This window comes from Noviherbaspirillum sp. UKPF54, assembly GCF_007874125.1.
Lineage (GTDB): Bacteria > Pseudomonadota > Gammaproteobacteria > Burkholderiales > Burkholderiaceae_D > Noviherbaspirillum.
In genome coordinates this window covers 1,062,114-1,080,330 of the sequence record NZ_CP040128.1, presented here as the reverse complement: position 1 = coordinate 1,080,330, position 18,217 = coordinate 1,062,114, and the positions used below count along the sequence as shown (strand labels likewise).

Below are 18,217 nucleotides of genomic sequence, written 5' to 3'. Positions count from 1 at the left end.
ACCAAGCCTTACGCTTCGACCAGCAGCGCCACGGGCAGCAGCGCCAGCGCATCACGCAGCCGCAGCTTGCCTGACGAGACGCGCAGCGTGCGCCCGGTATAGACATCCATCCACGTCGAATGCGCGGCGAACGGCAGCTCGGCCGCGGTGTCCTGCCAGGCGTCGGCGGGCACGACGGGCAAGCCGTCTTCGCCCAGCATGCGCGCCGACAAATGGGTGGCAAGGACAATCGCGGTGCGATCCTTCTGGCGGCGCGCGAATCCGATCGCGTGGCTGCCCTGGGCGCCGGCGATGTCGAGCGGCTGGTAGTCGCCGTGAAAAAACAGCTCGTGCTCGCGCGCGCGCAGTTGCAGAGTGCGGCGAATGATCTGCTGCTTCAAGCGCCCCGATTGCCAGCCGTCGACGCCGGCAATGGAAGTCTCTCCGCCTTGCAGCGCCCGCCTGCGCTCGGCGTAATCGACCGGGCGCCGGTTGTCCGGATCGACCAGGCTGAAATCCCAGAATTCGGTTCCCTGGTACAGGTCGGGCACGCCGGGCGAGGTCATGCGCAGCACGGTCTGCGCCAGGCTGTTGACCACACCGGCCGGAGTCAGCCGGCGCACGAAGGCGGCGAGCGCGGGCAGGAAGGCGTTATCCGCCTTCCCTTCCAGGATGGAATAAAGGAAGCGCCGGCAAGCCTCTTCGTATTCCTCGTTGGGCAACACCCAGTCGCTGACCTGCTTGGCTTCGCGCAGCGCCTTGGTCTGCCAGCGCTCGATGCGCTCGGCGAAACGTGCGACACCTTCGCGGTCCGCGCTCTCCAACCCGATCGGCCAGGCGCCCGCCAGCATCTGGTACAGCATCAGCTCGTCGCCGGGCTGCGGCGCCATCGAAGCCGATGCGCCGTTCTCCTGCGCCACTTCGCCGCGCGCCGGCGCGTTCAGCCGCATCCATTCGTCCACCGTGCGCGCCCATTCCGCGGCCAGTTCGCTGATCGCCGCGATGCGTGCGCGCACGTCCTCGCCGCGCTTGTGATCGTGCGTCGCGGTTGCCAGCATCGAGTGGGGAAAGTGCGCCGCCCTGGCGAGGTTCGCCTGGTGGAACTCCCTGACGCCGATGGAAAATTCGCAGGGATCCGAGCCGACCTCGTTGCGCGACAGCAGGCGGCCGTAGCGGTAGAAGGCGGTGTCCTCGACCGACTTGGCCGCCAGCGGCGGAGTCAGCTGCTGAAAACGCGTGATGGCGCGCTGGTGCAGGCTGCGCACCCGCTGGCTGGCCGCATGCTGGCTGGGCGGCTCCTCGCCGCCGAGCCAGCGGGCCAGCACCTCCAGCAGCGGAACCTCGGTGCGGTCGACGCTGTGACGCGCCTTTTCCAGCGTGCGGTCGATCACTTCCTGGTCCTGCTCGTCGCGGCCGTGGATATCGGTATAGGTGCGGTACACCGGGAAATGCACCAGCAGTTCGGTGAATACCCGGCGGATCGCGCCCAGCGAATAGTCGCGCGTGCGCAGATCGGTGCGCGCCACCGCATGCAGGGCGCGCGCCGCCGCCTCGAATTCGCCGGCCAGGTTGGCGGCGAGCAGCTGGCGCCGTGCCAGCCGCACCTCGTCCTGGAAGTCGAGGTCGCGCCCGCTCAGTTCCGCCCATTGCGCGGAAAGCGGCGCCTCGCCGGCCGGATCGTGCAGCAAGGCGCCGACGCGGTCCATGAAATCGTAGCCGCTGGTGCCGTCGATGTCCCAGTCGCGCCGCAACCGCTCGCCGCGCGCCAGGATCTTCTCGACGACGATGTAGGGCGGCGCCGGCGGCAGCTGCGGGGGGCGCTGCGCGGAGAGCGCCTGCAGCCGGCGCCGCAGCTTGCGGCAGTAGGCGCCGGGATCGGCCAGACCGTCCACGTGGTCGATGCGCACACCGTCGATCAGGCCCTCGGTGTACAGCCGGAAGATCAGCGCATGGGTGGCTTCGAACACCTCGTCCTGCTCCACCCGCACGCCGGCCAGGTCGGTGACCTCGAAAAAGCGGCGCCAGTTGATGCCGTCGGCGGCGCAGCGCCACCACGCGAGGCGGTAATGCTGGCGCTCCAGCAGCGCGTGCAGGTTTTCGAATCCCTGCGGAGTCTGCGCCTCATAATGTGCAAGCGCCGCCTCGATGGCGGCGCGGCCCTCTCCGTCGCGCGCCAGCTCGCGCAGCAGGCCGCAGCCGATGTCTGCGTTCTGCCGGGTGAGCGCGCCATGCGTGTCGCCGCCTTCCTCGAAGGTGGCAATCGCCGCGTTCAGGCGCGGCGACCCGGCCGCGCGCAGGATACCTGCGTATCCGGCCGGCGCGATCGGGAAGCAGTGCGCGTAGTAGGCCGCATGGAACTTGCCGCGCTCGGCGTCGAACCGCAGCCGGATCTCGCCCGCGCCCAGTGCATCGCCGTACGGTTTTCCCAGGAAAGGCGCCATTACTTTTCCGCGCAGGGATTCGTCGGCCGGCTGCCAGTCGATGTCGAACCAGTGTGCGTAGGGGCTGCCCTGCCCCCATTCGAGCACGTGCTGCCACCAGGGATTCTCGCTGCCGACGCCCATGTGGTTCGGCACGATGTCGAGGATGAGCCCCATTCCGGCCGCGCGGATGTGCTCGACCAGCCGGCGCAGCCCTTCCTCGCCGCCGAGCTCCGGATTGATGTGGGTCGGATCGACGATGTCGTAGCCGTGCATGGAGCCGCTGCGTGCGGTCAGGATCGGCGACGCATAGATATGGCTGACGCCGAGCGATGCGTAATACGGCACCACTTCTGCCGCCTGCTCGAAATTGAACTCCTTGTGCAGCTGCAGCCGCGCGGTGGACGACGGGATGGACATCAGATTCCCTTGAAGGAGCGGGTGCGGTTCATGGCCGCCAGCCGGTTCGCCACCGCCGCCTCGTCGAGCAGCCGCTCGACCGGTTGCGGCAGGCGTCGACGCCAGTTGGGATGGGTATCGACCGTGCCGGGCAGATTGGGCGACTCCGGCAGGCCGAGCGCGTCCTCCACCGGCAGCACCGCCAGCGGCGCGGGCGTGGCGGCGATGAAGGAGGCGGCCGCGTCGGCCACCGACGCGCTTCCGTCCGGTCCCGGCATCGGACCATGCGCGCACCCGGAATCCGTCAGGGCCTGCCACAGCTCGCCGCGCTCGCGCGCGCGGTCGTGCCGCGCGTCGCCTTCGGACTGGCCGGGCGCGAGCAGGTCGAGCCGCGCGCGCCAGTCGATGTCGCGCTCCCGCCACCAGCCGGCGATCGTCGGCAGGTCGTGGGTGGTGGTGGTGGCGATCGCATGCCGCGGCCATTCGCCGGGACTCAGGAAGCGCGATCCGTGGCGCTGGAACATCAGCACGCGGATACCGAGCAGCCCGGCCTGCGCCAGCTGCGCATCGAAGCCTTCCGGCACGGTGCCGAGGTCCTCGCCGATGACGATCGCGCGATGGCGCCACGATTCCAGCGCAATCAGGCGCAACAGATCCTGCAACGGATAGCGCAGGTAGGCGCCCAGCTGCGGCGACGCGCCGTTCGGCACCAGCCAAAGCCGGGTCAGGCCGAGGACATGGTCGATGCGCGCGCCGCCGGCGTGGGCAAAGGTGGCGCGCAGCATCTCGATGTAGGCGCCGAAGCCCTGCGCCTGCATCGCGTGCGGCGAGAACGCGCCCAGCCCCCAGCTCTGGCCGCGCGTATTGAGCACGTCCGGCGGCGCGCCCACCGACAGGCCGTTGATGATCTCGGCCTGCCGGCTCCAGGCCTGGCTGCCGTCGTTGTCGGCGCCTACCGCCAGGTCGGTGATCAAGCCGACCGGCATGCCGGCGTCGCGCGCCGCCTTTTGCGCGCCGGACAGGCCGCGCGCGGCTTGCCATTGCAGGAACTCGTGGAAACCGACCTCGGCGGCATGCTGGCGCGCGAACGCCTCGACATCGGCGCTGCGCGGGTTGCGCAATCCGGCCGGCCAGGTGCGCCAGTCGCCGCTCTCGCCGTGCCCGGCGCGCCATGTGTGCAGCGCCTCGAAGCGCGCATGGTCGCGCAGCGCGCCCCCGCCGTCCCGGCGGAACTGTTCGAAGTCGGCGCGGCCGCCGACGGCGACGAAGCGCTCGTACAGGCGGCGCAGCAGCGCCAGGCGCAGCGAGGCCGCCGCCGGCCAGTCGATCAGCTCATCCTGCTCCAGCGCGGCGTACCGGGCGGCGGCGTCCGCGCCAAGCTCGGCCAGGGCCGCCGCCATCGCATCGCCCCCCAGTACCGCCGCCGGGTCGACGTGCAACGCATTCAGGAACAGGCGGCTGGACGGCCCGTAGGGGCTGAAGCGGCGCACGTCCGCGCTGAACATCGCGTGCACCGGGCTGATCGCGACCGCCGAGGCGCCATGCGCGGCGGCCGAGCGCACCAGCGCCGACAGGCCGCTGAAGTCGCCGATGCCACCGTCGCCGGCCCGCCGGATCGAATACAGCTGCACGCCCAGCCCCCACAGGAGCGGATCGGACGGCTGGCCGCCGGCGCGCGCGGCGATCGCGTCGCCCACGCCGAAACAGCGCGGCGGCGCCACCGCCAGCGTTGCCGCTTCGTTCGCCACCAGCAGGCGGTGATAGCCATGGCGGTCGATCGGCGGCAGCACGATGCCGGCGGCCACGTCGTCCGGGAAGCGTCCGTCCACATGGCCGCCGTCTTCGAGCTCGATACGGTAAGGCATGCCCGCCAGGTGCGACATGGCGGCCAGGCGGACCGGCTCCCCGACCGTGCCCGTCGCCAGCGCCGGCAGCCGGTCCGCATCATGCAGCGCGGCCAGGCGCGCGGCGCTGTCGCGGCACTGCTCGTCGCTGGCGCAGGGGAATCCGAGCGCGTCGAGGATCGCGCGCAGCGCATCCGGCTCTACCCGCATCGGCTGCCCGAAAGCATTGGTCCATTCATGCGACAGGCCGGCGGCCTGCGCGAGATTCAATACGTCTGCATCGTTCATGCCGCAGCCTCCAGAACCGCGATGAAGGCGTTCGACGGCAGTTCGTCGCTGGGCACCGCGTTCTCCACGCCTCCGGTTGCAAAAAGAATCGTCCCGCCCTGACCGTCGGCCAGCCGGCGATAGCTGATGGGAACCGGTGCCGCGCCGAGATTGATGGCGACCATCAGCGCCTTGCCGTCCGCCATGCGCCAGCGCGCCTTCACCGCCGACCGGCCGATGACTTCCGCCCCGAGTGCGCGCGCCCCGTGCAACCGCGGGACGATGTGCGTGCGCCGGATCTCGAGCAGGCTCTTGATCCAGTCGCGCCAGGCAAGCGCGACTTCGGCGTCGGGCTTCGGGATCGAGTCGAGAAAGGTTTGCTCGGCGTTCGGATCCGGAATCAGTTCGCGCCGCGCCGGGTCGGAGAAGGCGGAAAAGCGCGTGAATTCCTGGCGCCGCCCGCTGCGCACGGCTTCGGCCAGTTCCGGCCCCAGGTGGCTGGTGAAATACAGGAAAGGCTGGGTCGCGCCGTATTCCTCGCCCATGAACAAAAGCGGGATCTGCGGCGACAGCAGCAAGAGCGCGACGGCCGCGCGCAGCGCGTGCGGACCGGCCAGCGTGGAGAGGCGCTCGCCGAAGGCGCGGTTGCCGACCTGGTCGTGGTTCTGCAGGAAGAACACGAAGGACGTGGGCGGCAGGTGCGCGCTCGGCTCGCCGCGCAAGGGCCCGCCTGCATGAAGCGCGGCCTCGCCCTGGTAAATGAAGCCTTCGGACAGCCCGCGCGCCAGCTTTTCAGCCGGCTGGTCGACGTAGCCCGCGTAATAGCCCTCGCGCTCCCCGGTCAGCATTACATGCATGATGTGGTGCAGGTCGTCGTTCCACTGGGCGTCGAACATCCGCGACGGCGAACGCTGCAGCAGGCGCGCGCTGTTGTCGTCGTTTTCCAGCACCAGGTGCACGTGGCGATGCGGCGGCACGCTGGCGCGCACCCGGTGCGCCAGTTCCTCCAGGCAGCCCTTTTCACTGATGGCATGCACCGCATCGAAGCGCAGGCCGTCGAAACGGAACTCATGCAGCCAGTAGAGCGCGTTCTCGGTGAAAAAATCGCGCACCTCGCGCCGCCGGAAATCGATCGCCTGCCCCCATGGCGTACGGACGTCGTCGCGGAAGAAGGACGAGGCATAGGCGCCGAGGTAATTGCCGTCCGGGCCGAAATGGTTGTACACCACGTCCAGGAAAACCATCATGCCGAGCCCGTGCGCGGCGTCGATCAATGCCTTGAGCTGGTTGGGCGTACCGTAGGCCGCGTCCGGCGCATACGGCAGCACGCCGTCGTAGCCCCAGTTGCGCGGCCCCGGGAAATCGGCGACCGGCATCAGCTCGACGGCAGTGATGCCGGTGTCCGCCAGCGCGGGCAGCTGCCGCATGACGCCTTCGAATCCTCCCAGCGCGCCCACATGCAGCTCGTACAGGACGGTCTCGTGCCAGGGCCGGCCGTTCCAGTCGGTGTTTTTCCATTGATAGCAGCCGGGATCGCACACGATGCTGGCGTCATGCACGTCGCCGGCCTGGGCGCGCGACGCGGGATCGGGCACCGCGAGACCGGCGTCCACCCGGTAGCGGTAACGCGCTCCCGCCCCGCAGGCGGCTTCCGCCTCGAACCAGCCGCCGTCGAGCCGCTTCATCGGCAGCGCCGCCATGCCGTCGATCTCGACGCTGACCTGTTCCTTGTCGGGCGCCCACAGGCGAAAGCGGGTGCGGTCGGGCGCGACCAGTTGCGCGCCGCAAGTGGGATTAAATGCTGACATGATCGGCTACCAGTAGTAGTGCGCTGTGCGCGGACACCTTGATCCTGTTGTGCTGCACGGCGCGGCCGCGCCCGCTTCCGTGCGGTGGCTCGGCAGCGTCGAGCAAGACTTTCCACGGCAATTCCGGTTGCGGCAGGACGAACTCGCGATCTTCGGAAAAGGCGTTGAGCAGCAGCAGCGACGCCGACACCGTGCCGGCCTGCGGATGAGCGGCGGCGCGGCGCAATCCCAGCAGGCGCCCTTCCGCGAAGTTCCAACGCTCCGGCGTCATCTGTTCTCCGGTCTCGTCGAACCAGCTGATGTCTGGCAGGTGCTGCGGCGTCCTGGAACGCGACTTCAGGAAGCGCGTGCTGCACAGCGTGGGCAGTTCGCGCCGCAGCGCGATGCAGCGGCGCGTGAAATCGAGCAGCGCGCGCCCGGCCTCGGTGTCGGGCAGGCTCCAGTCGAACCAGGAAATCTCGGTATCCTGGCAATACGGATTGTTGTTGCCGTTCTGGCTGCGACCGAATTCGTCGCCGCCCAGCAGCATCGGCGTGCCGTTGGCGAGCAGCAACGTCATCAGCATGGCGCGCTTGACCTTCTCGCGCGTGGCGACCACCTTCGCGGAATCGGTCGGCCCCTCCTCGCCCCAGTTGCAGCTGCGGTTTTCGTTGTTGCCGTCGCGGTTTTCCTCGAGGTTGGCCTCGTTGTGCTTGTGGTTGTAGCTGACCAGGTCCTGCAGCGTGAATCCGTCATGCGCGGTGACGAAGTTGACCGAGGCCCAGGAGCGGCGGCGGTGGTGGTTGAACAGGTCGGCCGAGCCGAGCAGGCGGCTGGCGACCGCGCCGCGCATGCCGGGGTCGCCGCGCCAGAAGCTGCGCACGTCGTCGCGGAAGCGGTCGTTCCATTCGGCCAGTCCGGGCGGATGGTTGCCGACCTGGTAGCCGCCGGGACCCAGGTCCCACGGTTCGGAAATCAGCTTGACGCCCGCCAGAACAGGGTCCTGCAGCAGCGCGTCGAAAAAGCCGGAGCCGGGGTCGAAGCCGTGATGCTCGCGCCCGAGCGTGGCGCCCAGGTCGAAGCGGAAGCCGTCGACATGGAACTCCCGCACCCAGTAGCGCAGCGAATCCATCACCAGCTGGATCACGCGCGGATGCGACATGTTCAGGGTATTGCCGCAGCCGGTGTCGTTGACGTTGTGCCGCAGGTTGTTGTCCTGCAGCCGGTAGTAGCTGGCGTTGTCCAGCCCGCGCAGCGAAATGGTGGGACCGAGCTCGCTTTCCTCGCAGGTGTGGTTGTAGACCACGTCGAGGATGACCTCGATGCCGGCGGCGTGCAGCTGGCGCACCGCGTGGCGCATTTCGTCGGGCGAGCCGCCCGACAGGTAGCGCGGTTCGGGACAGAAAAAGGACAGCGTGTTGTAGCCCCAGTAATTGGCCAGCCCGCTCGACAGGAGGCGCCGGTCCTGCAGGATGGCATGCACCGGCAGCAGCTCGACGGCGGTGATGCCGAGCTTGACGAGGTAGTCGATCACCCAGGGATTGGCCAGCCCGGCGAAGCTGCCGCGCTCGCCGGGCGGCACGCGCTGCGCGCGCAGCGTCATGCCGCGCACGTGGGTTTCGTAGATCACGGTCCTTTCCCACGGCACCCGGGGCGGCGCGTCGCCGTGCCAGTCGAAGGTGGCGTCGGCGACCACGCCCTTGGGCATGGATGGCGCGCTGTCGCGATGGTCGAACGACAGGTCGGCGCGCGGCGAGTGGATGCGGTAGCCGTACAGGGTGTCGGTCCAGCGCACCTGCCCGAAGAGCTGCCTGGCATAGGGGTCGAGCAGCAGCTTGTTCGGATTGAAGCGGTGCCCCTGCTCCGGCTGGTACGGGCCGTAGGCGCGGTAGCCGTACAGCGCGCCGGCATGCACGCCCGGCAGGTAGCCGTGCCACACTTCGTTGGTGCATTCCGGCAGCGCGCAGCGCGCCAGCTCATGCCGCCCGGTCGCGTCGAAGAAGCACAGCTCGATCTTTTCCGCGTGCGCGGAAAACACCGCGAAATTGGTGCCTGCGCCGTCATAGGTCGCGCCCAGCGGATATGGCAAGCCCGGCTGGATGGAGGCTAAAGGCAGGTGCAGGGCCGCCATTCTCAGCGCGCCGGCTTCAGGATCAGCGCCGCCAGCGGCGGCAGCCGCAGCCGCAGCGACTGCGCCATGCCATGCGCCGGCTGGTCCTCGGCGCGGATCGCCTCGCCGTTCCCCATGCCGGCACCGCCGTAGGCAGCGGCATCGGTGTTCATGATTTCCCGCCACGCGCCGCCCGCCGGCACGCCGACGCGGTAGCCCTCGCGCGCCACCGGCGTCATGTTCAGCACCACCAGCAGCGGGGCATCGCCCGCATCCCCCTTGCGCAGGAAGGCGAACACGCTGTTGTGGTTGTCGTCGCCGATCACCCAGGCGAATCCTTCCGGACTGGCATCCTTGCGGTGCAGGGCCGGCTCGGCGGCGTACAGGCGGTTGAGGTCGCGCACCAGCCGCTGCACGCCGCGATGCGCCGGGTTGTCGAGCAGGCTCCAGTCGGGCGAGGTGTCGTGGTTCCACTCCGCCTGCTGCGCGATTTCGCAACCCATGAACAGGAGCTTCTTGCCCGGATGCGCCCACATGAAGCCGAGGTAGGCGCGCAGGTTGGCCAGCCGCTGGCCGAGGTCGGCACCCGGCATCTTGTTGAGCAGCGAACCCTTGCCGTGCACCACCTCGTCGTGCGAGATCGGCAGCACGAACTTTTCCGAGAACGCGTAGATCAGCCCGAAGGTCATATCGTGGTGATGGTACTGGCGATACAGCGGGTCGTAGGCCATGTAGCGCAGCGTGTCGTGCATCCAGCCCATGTTCCACTTGTGGGTGAAGCCCAGCCCGCCCTCCGCTACCGGGGTGGACACGCCGGGCCAGGCGGTGGACTCCTCCGCGATCATCACTGCGCCGGGACAACGTTCCGCGATGACCTGGTTCAGGTTGCGCAGGAAAGCCACCGCCTCCAGGTTTTCCCTTCCGCCGTAGACATTCGGCACCCACTCGCCGTGCTTGCGGCTGTAGTCGCGGTACAGCATGGAGGCGACCGCGTCCACCCGCAGGCCGTCGACATGGTAGCGTTCCAGCCATTCCAGCGCGCTGGCGATCAGGAAGGCGCAGACTTCATTGCGCCCCATGTTGTAGATCAGCGTGTTCCAGTCCTGGTGGAAGCCCTCGCGCGGGTCCTGGTGCTCGTAGAGCGCGGTGCCGTCGAAGCGCGCCAGGCCGTGCGCATCGGTCGGGAAGTGCGCAGGCACCCAGTCCAGGATCACGCCCAGCCCGGCGGCGTGGCAGCGGTCGACGAAGGAAGCGAAGCCCGAGGGCGGACCGAAGCGCGCGGTGGGCGCGAACAGCCCGAGCGGCTGGTAGCCCCAGGAGCCGCCGAACGGGTGTTCCATGATCGGCAGGAATTCGACGTGGGTGAAACCCATGCCCAGCGCGTACGGGATCAGGCGATCACCCAGCTCGTGCCAGTTCAGGCTGCGGCCGTCTTCCTCCAGGATGCGCAGCCAGGAGCCGGCGTGCACCTCGTAGATCGACAGCGGCGCGCCGGCATGGTGGCGCGCGGCGCGTCCGGCCATCCAGTCGCCGTCGCTCCAGCGGAACGGCAGATCCGACGCCACCACCGACACGGTCGACGGCGGCGGCTCGGTGGCGCGCGCAACCGGGTCGGCCTTGAGCGGCAGCACGTTGCCGTCGACACCGACGATTTCGTACTGATAGCGCGCGCCGCTTTTCAGGCGCGGGATGAACAATTCCCACACGCCGGCCTCCAGCCGCAGGCGCATCGGATGGCGCCGGCCGTCCCACTGGTTGAAGTCGCCCACCACCGACACGCGCCGCGCATTGGGCGCCCACACGGCGAAGCGGGTGCCTGCCACGCCGGCGATCGTCATCGGGTTGGCGCCCAGGCAGTTGCCCAGCTCGCGGTGCGTTCCCTCGCGGAGCAGGTGCATGTCGAGCTCGCCCAGCAGCAGGCCGAAGCGGTAAGGATCCTCCGTGTACTGCACCTGCTCGCCGCCGGCGGCGGTCGGCCAGGTGATGCGCAGCAGGTAGTCCTGGTCCGGCGCCAGCAGCGGCGCGCCGCTGACGAACAGGCCGCCGTGGCTGACGTTGTAGAGCGATTCGAGCAGGCGGCCGCCGGCGTCGTTGCCCGCCACGCGTTCCACCACGTCGACCGCCAGCGCGCCGGGCTGGAACGTGCGAACGACGATGCGGTCATCCACCCGGTGCGGCCCGAACAGCGCGAACGGGTCCGCCAGGCGGCCGTGCAGGACCGCGTCGACGGTTCTCTGGTCGAGCCCGGTCGCTTGTGCGACTGAGTCGTCGGTGAGTTCGGTCATGCAATCACTCTCTTTCTGACACGCTTGATGATTTCGAAGAACGTCATCGGGTTACAGCAGCTCGTCGGCGATCTTCGCCAGCCCGTTCATCGGCACCGGTATCCATGCCGGGCGGTTCGCCGCCTCGTAGCAGATTTCATAGCCGGCCTTTTCCAGCATGAACAGCTGCAGCAGCGCGCGCTCGGCTTCCGGCGACACCTTCAGCGGCCCGGCATAGGCCGCCTCGCGGTAGGCGTCGAGGAAGGCCGCCTGGCAGGCCGGGGCGAAGTTGCGGATGATCTGCTGCTTGCGCAGCTCCGCCGCTTCGTCCAGGTCGGCCGGCCCGGCCTTGCCGGCGAACGCCGCCGCGTAATCGAAGGAACGCAGCAGGCCCGCCACGTCGCGCAGCGGGCTCGCCTTGGCGCGCCGCTGCTCCAGCGGCTTGGCCGGTTCGCCCTCGAAGTCGACGATGTAGACGTCGCGGTGGGCCACCAGCACCTGGCCGAGATGGAAGTCGCCGTGCACGCGGGTGCGCAGCGTGCCCAGACCGGCCTGCGCGAGGCGGTCGATCTGGGTCAGCAGGCGGTCGTACCGGCCGAGGAGGCGCGCCACCCGGTGCGCCTCGGCGTCGCTGCTCCATTCGCTGCGCCCGCGCAGTGCGTCGAACGCGGCTTCCAGCTGGTTCTTCGCACCTTGCGCCCATTGCGCAACGTCGTCCGCGCCGGCCTCCTCGGGCGCGAAGGCGGGGTCGTCGGTCGGCCCGGCCAGCGCCGCATGCATCTCGCCCAGGCGCTTGCCCAGCATGGTCGACAGCTGCAGCAGCTCGTCCTCGGGCGTCGGAATGTCGCTCTCCGCTTCCGCCGCCGCAGCCGGCTCGGATACGGCGGCCTGCTGCTGGATCCAGCGCGACAGCGTGTCGAGCACCCATTGCCAGGCGTCGCCCTGGTTGTGGATGAACTGCTGCAGCAGGATCATCGTGTGGCGCGTGCCGTCCTGGCCTACGCGCGCGGCCTCGCCCAGCATCTTCGGCGCGTTGGCATAGCCGAGCGCGGTGAGATAACGCCCCATCTCGGCTTCCGGATGCATGCCCGGCAACACGCGGCGGATCACCTTCAGCACGATCGCGTCCTGCAGCACGAGCGAACTGTTGGACTGCTCGCCTGACAACCGCTGCACGGCCGGTTCCTGGCCGATATCGACTTCGCGCAGCGCCTCGGTCGGGATGAAGCGGATCTCGCCGTCATCCGCCGGCAGCGTCGCGCCATCCCGCATCAGCTCCACGATCACGTAGGCGAACGAATCGAGCACGAAGGCGTCGGTAAGCAGGCCGACATGGCGCCCACGCCGCACCCTGGCCAGCGCCAGCTGTTGCGGCAGCGCGGTGACGATATCGTCCTCCCGGATATAGCCGAGCGGCAGAAGGTAGCGGTCGCTGCCGCCGGCGGTCGTGGTCTCGACTTCCGCCAGCATGGATGGCGTGAGGTGCGGCCGCGCCTGCGACGCCGGCAGCATGGTGGCCAGCGCGATGCGGGCCGACTGCAGCTTTTCCTGCTTGGCCGCATACCAGCGGCGCTTGGGCAGGTAGGCCGGCAGCGCTTCGTTTTCCAGGATGGCGCGGCGCGGGGCCTCCAGCACTTCCGTGACGCTGTTGCGCAGCACCAGCGTGGCCAGTTCCGGCAGCGGCTCCGGCGCCGGCGAATGCCATTCCGGCATGCGCGCCTCGGTCGCCAGCAGGAACCAGTAGAAGCCGTAAGGCGGCAGCGTCAGCAGGTAAGACAGCTTGCCGATCGGCGGAAAGGCCGAGCCGCCCAGCATTTCCAGCGGAATGCGCCCGGCATAGCTGGACAGGTCGAGCTCGACCGCCTGCGCCGAGCGCGAGACGTTGGCCACGCACAGGATGGTTTCCACCACCTCTTCGTCGGCGCGGAATTCGCGCAGGTAGGCCAGGATGCGGCGGTTGTTCGGATACAGGACGGTGAGCGTGCCGCGCCCGAACGCGCAATGCTGCTTGCGCACCGTGAGCATGCGGCGCATCCAGTTCAGCTGGGAATACGGGTCGACCAGCTGTGCCTCCACGTTGACCGCCTCGTAGCCGTACACCGGGTCCATGATCGCCGGCAGCACCAGCTTGGCCGGATCGGCGCGCGAAAAGCCGCCGTTGCGGTCCGGCGTCCACTGCATCGGGGTGCGAACGCCGTCGCGGTCGCCGAGGTGGATGTTGTCGCCCATGCCGATCTCGTCGCCGTAATAGAGCACAGGCGTGCCCGGCATCGACAGCAGGAAGCTGCTGAGCAGCTCGGTGCGGCGCCGGTCGCGCTCCAGCAGCGGCGCCAGGCGGCGGCGGATGCCGAGATTGATGCGTGCGCGCTTCTCGGACGCGTAGAAATTCCACAGGTAATCGCGTTCCTTGTCGGTCACCATTTCCAGCGTCAGCTCGTCGTGGTTGCGCAGGAAGATCGCCCACTGGCAGTGGTCCGGGATTTCCGGCGTCTGGCGCAGGATGTCGGCGACCGGGAAGCGGTCTTCCTGCGCCAGCGCCATATACATGCGCGGCATCAGCGGGAAGTGGAACGCCATGTGGCATTCCTCGTCGAAGTACGGGCGCACGTCTTCCGGCCACATGTTGGCCTCGGCCAGCAGCATGCGCCCCGGGTACTTGCGGTCGACCTCCGCCCGGATGCGTTTCAGGATCGCGTGCGTCTCCGGCAGGTTTTCGTTGGTCGTGCCTTCGCGTTCGACCAGGTAGGGCACCGCGTCCAGCCGCAGACCGTCCACGCCCATGTCCAGCCAGTAGCCCATGATGCCGAGCACCGCGTCCAGCACTTCCGGATTGTCGAAGTTCAGGTCGGGCTGGTGCGAATAGAAGCGGTGCCAGAAAAACGCGTTCGCCACCGGGTCCCAGGTCCAGTTCGATTTTTCGGTGTCGCAGAAGATGATGCGCGTGCCGCTGTAGGCCTGGTCGTTGTCGGACCAGACGTAGAAATTGCGCTCGCTCGATCCCGGCGGCGCCTGGCGCGCGCGCTGGAACCAGGGATGCTGGTCGGAGGTATGGTTGACCACCAGCTCGGTGATCACGCGCAGCCCGCGCGCGTGCGCCTCGGCGATGAATTCGCGCGCATCCTCCATCGTGCCGTAATCCGGATGCACGCCGGTGTACTCCGCGATGTCGTAGCCGTCGTCGCGCCGCGGCGAGGGATAGAACGGCAGCAGCCAGATGGTATTGACGCCGAGGTCGGCGATGTAGTCGAGCTTGTCGATCAGGCCGGCGAAGTCGCCGATGCCGTCGTTGTTGGCGTCGAAAAACGACTTGACGTGCACCTGATAGATGATGGCGTCCTTGTACCAGAGCGGGTCGTCGCTGAATGGCATGCTTTGTATCGCGGGCGAAGAGATTGAGTTGCGTCGGGTTGCCTTGCGGCGGTCGGTGTCCATGTCCATGTCGAGCTCACTTTGTTGCCTGCTTTTGCCTGACCCGCCAGATCGCATACGGGCAGATGAACGGATCGAGCCTGAGTTGCTGGCGCCTTCCCTGCCAGGACAGGTGCACGCCGTTGACCAGGTCCTCCACCTCGAGCGTGCCGTCGTCCGGCAGGCCGAACTCCCACAGCGGCAGCTCCAGCGTCGTGTCGTGCGCGGCGAACGGATCGAGGTTGATCGCGACCAGCACCGCGTTGTCGCCCGAACAGCTGCCTTGATGTTCGCCGCTGCCGGCCGGCGGCGTGGACTTGATGAAGAAGAGGATGTTGTCGTCCGACGCAGGCAGGAAGCGGATGTTCAGGTGCGTCTGCAGCGCCGGGTTCTCGGCGCGGATACGGTTCAACTGCGTGATCTCGCCGATGATGTTGCCCGGCCGGTTCCAGTCCCAGGCGCGGATCTCGTATTTTTCCGAGTCCAGATACTCTTCCTTGCCGGGAATCGGCGTTCCCTCGCACAGCTCGAAGCCGCTGTACATGCCCCACAGGCCCGACAGCATGGTCGCCAGCGCGGCGCGGATCAAGAAGCCGGGGCGGCCGGAACGCTGCAGGAAATATGGATTGATGTCCGGCGTGTTGACGAAGAAATGCGGGCGGAAATATTCGCGCACCGGCGTGGTCGTCAGCTCGGTCATGTAATCGATGAATTCCTGCTTGCTGTGGCGCCAGGTGAAGTAGGTGTAGGACTGCGAAAAACCGATCTTGGCCAGCCGGTACATCATCTTGGGCCGGGTAAACGCTTCCGACAGGAAGATCGTGTCCGGGTAGCGGCCGCGAATGTCGGCGATCATCCATTCCCAGAACGGCAGCGTCTTGGTATGCGGATTATCGACGCGGAATACCCGCACGCCCTCCTGAGCCCAGAACAGCACCGCGTCGCGCAGCGCGATCCACAGGCCGGGAATGGCGCCTTCGGCATAGAAGTCGACGTTGACGATGTCCTGGTATTTCTTGGGCGGGTTTTCCGCATAGCGGATGCTGCCGTCCGGGCGCCAGGCGAACCATTCCGGATGCGCCTTCAGCCAGGGATGATCGGGCGAGCACTGGATCGCGAAATCGAGCGCGAGCTCCAGCCCGTGCCGGGCCGCCTCGTCGCGCAGATGCCGGAAATCGTCCAGCGTCCCGAGCTGCGGATGCAGAGCATCGTGCCCGCCCTCCTCGGAACCGATCGCGTACGGGCTGCCCGGTTCGTCCGGCCCGGCGCTCAGGCTGTTGTTGCGGCCTTTCCTGTGCTTTTTGCCGATCGGATGGATGGGCGGGAAATACAGCGTGTCGAAGCCCATCGCCTGGATCGCGGGCAGGCGCTTCTCCACGTCGGCGAAAGTGCCGTGCCGCGCGGGATCGCCGCTTTGCGAACGCGGGAACAGTTCGTACCAGCTGGCATAGCGCGCCGCGCCGCGCTCGGCGTCGATGCGCATCGTCTCGCCGCGCACCGCGAACGGGCGGGCGTCCGCCAGCCGCATCGCCTCCGCCATCGGCTCCGACAGCAGCACCGCGACCCGCTCGGCGTCCCTGGCCGATGCGCCGGCGTCCTGTCCGGCGGAACTCCCGGCCGAATTTCCGACGACAGGCGCGGCCTCCAGCGAACCGGCCATCGCAGCCAGCGCCTGCGCCACCTCGGCCATGCCCTTGTCGCGCGCATGGCGCGCCGCCGCCTCCACCAGCAGCCGCCCTTCTTCCAGCTCGACCGCCACGTTCAGGCCGGCCGCCGTCTTCTTTTCCAGCTCGTCGCGGTAAGTCGAAAACACGTCGCGCCAGGCCTCCACGGCGAACAGGTAGCGGCCGATGCGCGTGAGCGGCAATGATGCCGCCCAGCGGTCGTTGCCCGTCGCATGCATCCGGGTTTCATGCCAGGCTTCTTCGTCCGCCGCGCGCCACAGGACCGCGACTGCCAGCTTGTCGTGGCCGTCGACAAACACGTCGGCTTCGATGCTGACCGACTCGCCGACGACGCGCTTGACCGGGAACTTTCCGCCGTCCGCCGAGGGCGCCACCGCTTCGATCGCGATGCGAGGGGACTTGGCCGCCGCAGCAGCGCTCGCCGCCTGCTCGCCGCCCTCGGGCGCGCACAGGATGGGCGCCAGCCGCTGCGCGATGAACATCTGCAAACCGCCGGGCAAAAGTTCGAGCGGCTTGTCCTGCGATTCATGTGCGCGCCGCGCCTCGCCCTGTGCGGCATCCTTCGGCCACAGCTGCTCGTAACGGATGAAGCCGCCGGCGCGCTCCAGCAACTGGCTTTCATTGACCACGCAGGAACGCCTCGCATCGGCGTTGGCGATGACGAGCAAGGCCTTGGCCGTGGCGCCCGGCGCCGTGCCGTGCGACGCTTCGCGCAACAGGACGGCGGCGCCGGTGTCGGCGCCGCCCAGGATGCGCGGCGCGCGCCCGTGAAAGGCCGCGCCCAGCGACGCGATGAATTCGTTGGCCCGCGCAATGTCATCGCCCAGATCGAACGGCGCGCCCTGCCGCACCGCGTTCCAGTCCGGCCGCGCGCCAATCAGGCCGGCCGTCAGGCCCGACGCGCCGTATTCGAACCCCATCGGCACCAATATCCCGTTGCCGGCGGCTGCCGCCAGCCCCAGCGCGCGCAGGTAGATCTGCCGCCGCACCGCCACATCCTCGTTGCCGGTGAGGCGCGCAATCACCGGCTCGTCCGGGCTGTCGGGAAAGGCGATCGGCGGCGCCACGCGCGCCAGCCGGGACTGTTCCTCCGCCAGCCAGCGCGAGCGGAAGTCCCACCACGCGCCCGAGGAAAAGGTGGCGTCGAAGCCGCAGCTGGCCAGCGCGTCGATCTGCGCCGGCGGGCAGCCCGGCGTCCAGGCCAGAAAACACGTCTCTTCCTGCGTTCGCCTGACGGATTCGATCAGGTTCTGCCACAGCGCCGGCGGCTGTTGCGCGATATTGATGCATCGAAAACCCGCCACGCCAGCCGCGATCTGTAACTGCACCTTGCCGCGCCAGTACGCGACGACCTGTTCCAGCACGTCCGGACGCTCGTAGCGGATGGCCCGCGTTGCGACGCCGGTTATGACACGGCGGGGCACGCGGCGCGGATCGGGCAATTCGTCATCCGCGCCGGCGTCGAGGAACCAGTCAGCATGGCGCTCCAGCAACGCCGCATCGGCGCCGATGCGGCCCGGGTCCAGGTCGACCAGCAGCCGCAGCCGCCTTCGAGCGCACGAGCTAGCCAGGCTTTTTACCGCCTCGTCCGAGGCCGGCGGTGTCATCACATGATCGAAACCCATCGCCGCGCATCGCTCAAGCAGCCCTTCCAATTCCGCTGCAGGACCGGCAAGTTCCGGGTCCAGGTAGTAAATCCGGGGAAGGAAAGGTTTCGATTTATCCATGTCGTGAATGATCCGTTGGTCCGCGCAGCCGGCACGCCTGCAATCATTTTCAATAGAGCAGCCGAGCCGGCGGTTTGTTCGCAAAAAGACATTCAGATGTCGCAAGCTTGTGTCACAAACATTGTCAGCCTCGCCAAACCGACAGTATTTCTGTATGGAAGAGTTGCGTGAGCGGAACAAAATGCGCCGTTCTTGCCTCTACGACATTGCGCAATTCCACTGAGCAACAGATATTGTGGATCTCGTCCCTCGCGTCCCGGCTCCGCCGGCGGGCGCGACGGGCAATGGATAACGCGGCCTTGTCCGCGCGCCGCCTGCGACAACCCA

General features: G+C 68.2%; 7 protein-coding genes. All 7 read right to left on the bottom strand.

Annotated elements, in window-relative coordinates; translation table 11 throughout:
- Window positions 1-8: 8 nt before the first annotated feature.
- The 7 genes from treY to FAY22_RS05035 are packed head-to-tail and all read right to left on the bottom strand — an operon-like array spanning window position 9 to window position 17,890.
- The gene (treY, locus tag FAY22_RS05065) at window positions 9-2,819 is read right to left on the bottom strand and encodes a malto-oligosyltrehalose synthase (RefSeq protein WP_146329208.1); all 2,811 of its coding nucleotides are present in this window, start codon (window positions 2,817-2,819) and stop codon (window positions 9-11) included.
- Entirely contained in the window at window positions 2,819-4,930 is a 2,112-nt protein-coding gene (gene malQ, locus FAY22_RS05060) for a 4-alpha-glucanotransferase (protein WP_146329207.1), read from the bottom strand. Before malQ ends, treY begins: the two co-directional genes overlap by 1 nt.
- On the bottom strand, window positions 4,927-6,717 hold the full coding sequence (gene treZ / locus FAY22_RS05055) for a malto-oligosyltrehalose trehalohydrolase (protein WP_146329206.1): 1,791 nt from the start codon (window positions 6,715-6,717) through the stop codon (window positions 4,927-4,929). Before treZ ends, malQ begins: the two co-directional genes overlap by 4 nt.
- The gene (gene glgX, locus FAY22_RS05050; RefSeq protein WP_146329205.1) at window positions 6,704-8,827 is read right to left on the bottom strand and encodes a glycogen debranching protein GlgX; all 2,124 of its coding nucleotides are present in this window, start codon (window positions 8,825-8,827) and stop codon (window positions 6,704-6,706) included. The genes treZ and glgX overlap by 14 nt, the downstream gene beginning before the upstream one ends.
- A gap of 2 nt (window positions 8,828-8,829) precedes the next feature.
- On the bottom strand, window positions 8,830-11,091 hold the full coding sequence (gene glgB, locus FAY22_RS05045) for a 1,4-alpha-glucan branching protein GlgB (RefSeq protein ID WP_146329204.1): 2,262 nt from the start codon (window positions 11,089-11,091) through the stop codon (window positions 8,830-8,832).
- Between the two features lie 51 nt (window positions 11,092-11,142).
- A complete protein-coding gene (treS, locus tag FAY22_RS05040) occupies window positions 11,143-14,556 on the bottom strand; it encodes a maltose alpha-D-glucosyltransferase (RefSeq protein WP_371417357.1) in 3,414 nt (1,137 codons plus the stop codon).
- Window positions 14,516-17,890: a maltotransferase domain-containing protein gene (locus tag FAY22_RS05035; RefSeq protein WP_146329203.1), complete on the bottom strand. Its 3,375-nt coding sequence runs from the start codon at window positions 17,888-17,890 to the stop codon at window positions 14,516-14,518. The genes treS and FAY22_RS05035 overlap by 41 nt, the downstream gene beginning before the upstream one ends.
- Between the last annotated feature and the right edge of the window lie 327 nt (window positions 17,891-18,217).